Raw genomic sequence first — 2067 nt, 5'->3', positions numbered from 1 at the left:
TTGATAAGAAAATGGATTGGGATAGACTAAATATGAATTTTGATAAAAGCTACAATTCAGCTGTAATTCTATCTGAAAAATTAACGAGAAAGGAACTATACGAATTATTTTTACGGTTTAAACCTCATCAAAAAAGGAAATACTTTTATACCCTGCTTAAAAAAGGGCTACAAAATCCATTGAAAGTTCCGGGTTTTTTAATTAAAAAACTCGTATATAAAACAGGAATGTTTATGTACAAAGGAAAATAGTTATAACAAAATTCACTTAGGGTTTTAACTCGTTTGAAGCTCAAAAACAAAAAAAATATTATATTTTAAAAACATAATAAAAACCATGACCACCAAAAAAAAGAAAGTGGCCTGGGGAATTACTGGAAGTGGAGATAAAATATTAGGAACAGTCCAGATCATGCAAAAAATGCGTGAAAAGTACATCGACAAGTACGACATACGCATATATGTTTCAAAGGCTGGAGATCAGGTTTTAAAATACTATGGCCTGTTTAAAGAATTGGAAGTTGAATTTGACAGGACATGGGTTGAAGTTAATGCAAATGCTCCCTTTTTAGCTGGGCAAATTCAGTTAGGTCAGTTTGAGTTCATGCTGATTGCACCAGCAACATCCAATACAGTTGCCAAGATTTCACTTAGAATAGCTGATGCACTACTTCCAAATGCAGCTATTATGGCCCAAAAGGCAGGTGTTCCAGTATATGTACTGCCATCAGATTTTGAAGAAGGCATTGTAATCACACGGCTTCCTGACGGACGGGACCTTGAGCTTACAATAAGAAAAGAAGATGTTGAACACGTTGAAAGGCTTGCTGAAATGGGCGTAAACATACTGAAAACTCCTGAGGAAATAGAAGCAGTCTTTAAGAAGCATTTATCTAAAAATTAAAGTAGTTGAATTTATCTAACGCGGCGCTGCATCTCTAATCTGCAGGGTAACCTGAAATTTGTAGTTTTTTCCATCTTCATCTTCTACAAGTGGAGATATTCCTCTAAAGTAATGATTCCACCTGTCGCCTGATGCTGCAATGTTCATTCCTACAGATTCCATATCATTTACTCCACTGAAAAATTGGTATGCATCAATTAGATCTTCTCTTGGAGCATGGAATTTAATTTCAACCACACCGCCTGTTCTATTTAAGAATTTAACATAATCCTCTTTAATTACAGTTCTGGTTTCTCCCCTTTTTTCCTGTCCACTGTACTTTAGAAAAACAACATCTGATTCACCCATAAAAATCCTCCCATGGATTGTATTAATAAATATGAACCTAAAAGTATAAAGTTTTTTCTATCTCCCTTTGCTTTTAATCCTGAATTTAATGGAAGTAAATATAGAAAAGTTAAAAAAAGAATTATGGGGTAACATCAGGACATTTAAAACCATTTAAAACTTGTAGCCCCATTCTCTTAATACTTTTTTTCTTGATACTTCATCCTCTTTACTTTCAATTCCTTGAGGTTTAAAACCATCGATTACCCCAATTATTCCTCGACCCTGCTTTGTTTCTGCAATTAACACCTGGACAGGGTTTGCAGTTGCACAGTAAAGATTTACAACCTCAGGTACAGTACGTATACGCTGGATAATATTTATTGGGAATGCATTTTTAATGTATATTAAAAATGAGTGTCCACACCCTATTTCAAACATTTTTGCACCGGCTTTTTTAACAAGATCTTCATTATTGCCTGATTTTCTTACAAGACAATCCCCAGATGCCTCTGAAAATGCAATTCCAAATTCAGCGCCTGGAACTGTATTTATAATTGCCTCATGCAGATCCTCAACAGTTTTATTGAACTACCATGACCTGAGAGGTCAATGGATTCCTAATCCACCAACTGATTGTTGGTTTTACCAAAGGCAAGCCCCGTGGTTCCCACGGTTAGAATATTACATGCAGCATTAACATCCCTATCATGCCATATATTGCATTTGGGGCATATCCATCTGCGAATATTCAAATCCAAAACTTCTGTAACATATCCACAATTACTGCAAGTTTTAGAAGTGTATTTCTCATCAACAACTCTAAAATGTTTATCA

At 35.0% G+C, this 2067-nt stretch carries 4 protein-coding genes and 1 pseudogene; 2 read left to right on the top strand and 3 right to left on the bottom strand.

Annotation, left to right across the window (positions count from 1 at the left end; translation table 11 throughout):
* Together PQ963_05730 and afpA are read left to right on the top strand one after the other, a co-directional pair.
* On the top strand, nt 1–251 hold a 251-nt coding region (locus PQ963_05730; protein ID MEN4029164.1), incomplete at its 5' end, for a hypothetical protein.
* Nucleotides 252–336: 85 nt separating this feature from the next.
* A complete protein-coding gene (afpA, locus tag PQ963_05725) occupies nt 337–903 on the top strand; it encodes an archaeoflavoprotein AfpA (protein MEN4029163.1) in 567 nt (188 codons plus the stop codon).
* 15 nt (nt 904–918) lie between these two features.
* Here the strand turns inward: afpA and PQ963_05720 are convergent, their stop codons facing one another.
* From PQ963_05720 to PQ963_05710, 3 genes and pseudogenes are all read right to left on the bottom strand, one after another.
* Entirely contained in the window at nt 919–1251 is a 333-nt protein-coding gene (locus PQ963_05720; protein MEN4029162.1) for a hypothetical protein, read from the bottom strand.
* 153 nt (nt 1252–1404) lie between these two features.
* Nucleotides 1405–1809, bottom strand: a pseudogene (locus PQ963_05715) (adenosine-specific kinase).
* 41 nt (nt 1810–1850) lie between these two features.
* Nucleotides 1851–2067, bottom strand: a 217-nt coding sequence (locus PQ963_05710) for a zinc ribbon domain-containing protein (protein MEN4029161.1), incomplete at its 5' end; no start/stop codon positions are given.

It is taken from the genome of Methanobacterium sp. (assembly GCA_039666455.1).
Taxonomy (GTDB): domain Archaea; phylum Methanobacteriota; class Methanobacteria; order Methanobacteriales; family Methanobacteriaceae; genus Methanobacterium_D.
The sequence above is the reverse complement of the archived record's forward strand: the minus strand, read 5'-3'. Positions and strand labels throughout refer to the sequence as shown.

Bases quoted from the DNA above. Each gene is read 5' to 3' on its own strand.
- afpA (MEN4029163.1), top strand. From the start codon at position 337: ATGACCACCAAAAAAAAGAAAGTGGCCTGGGGAATTACTGGAAGTGGA.
- PQ963_05720 (MEN4029162.1), bottom strand. From the start codon at position 1,251: ATGGGTGAATCAGATGTTGTTTTTCTAAAGTACAGTGGACAGGAAAAA.